Below are 1,185 nucleotides of genomic sequence, written 5' to 3' on the forward strand. Positions count from 1 at the left end.
AGCGCTTCGGCGCCAAGGGCGATGGCCGCACGCTCGACTCGCCRGCGRTCAATGCGGCCATTGCTGCCGCRGCGRCMGCGGGCGGSGGTACTGTCTATTTCCCGCCGGGGCGCTACCTGTCSGCGTCGATMMGGCTCAAGAGCAAYATCACGCTCTACCTGGAAGCKGGCGCGGTGATCGAAGCGGTTGACGCSAGCGTGGCGCGCTACGACCTGCCCGAGCCGAACGAGGCCGGYGGCAACTATCAGGACTACGGCCACAGCCACTGGCAAAACAGCCTGATCTGGGGYATTGGCCTGAAYAACGTGGCCATCKTSGGCGGCGGCTTGATTCAYGGCAAAGGCTTGATCAGCGGSCACGACAAATACACCGGCTACTACACCGACAAACCGGACCAGCCCGGCGAAGCCGACAAGGCGATTGCGCTGCGCGAATGCAGCAACGTGACCTTGCGCGATTTCTCGATCCTGCATGGCGGCCATTTCGGCATATTGGCAACCGGCTGCGGCAATATGCTGATCGACCACCTGATCATCGACACCAACCGTGACGGCATGGATATCGACGGGTGCAACAACGTGCGCATCACGAATTGCAGCCTGAATACGCCCTGGGACGATGCGATTTGCCTCAAGGCCAGCTACGGCCTGGGGCGCATCCAGCACTGCGAAAACATCACGATATCGGATTGCCTGGTATCGGGAAATTTCGACGAGGGCAGCGTGATTGACGGCACCTTCAAGCGCAGTGCRCCGGAATACCGGTCGGGGCGATACGGCCGCATCAAGATGGGCACCGAATCGAATGGTGACTTCAAGAACATCGCCATCACGAACTGCATTTTCGACGAGTGCCGCGGCCTGGCGATCGAGAGCGTGGACGGTTCGCACATCGAGGACCTGACGATTTCCAACATCACCATGCGCAACGTGGTGAACGATCCGATCTTCATCCGCTTGGGCGCGCGCCTGCGCGGACCGAATCAGCCGCGGGTGGGCACGATCAAGCGCATCAATATCAGCAACATTGTGGTGTCCGGTGCGCACGTCAATCACGCCAGCACCATTGCCGGGCTGGAAGGGCAYCTGATCGAGGATATTCGCATCAGCAATGTGCAGATAGAAATGCAAGGCGGCGGCGATGCGGCCTGGAGCAAGGTGGTTCCGCCCGAAAACGCAAACGGAT

General features: G+C 60.7%; 1 protein-coding gene. It reads left to right on the plus strand.

Features of this window, described 5'->3' with window-relative positions; all coding sequences use genetic code 11:
• Positions 1-1,185 (plus strand): rhamnogalacturonidase (locus ACXJKR_RS33005; RefSeq protein WP_457326452.1); only part of this gene is annotated, 1,185 nt, incomplete at both ends.

The organism is Roseateles sp. P5_E11, from assembly GCF_054049355.1.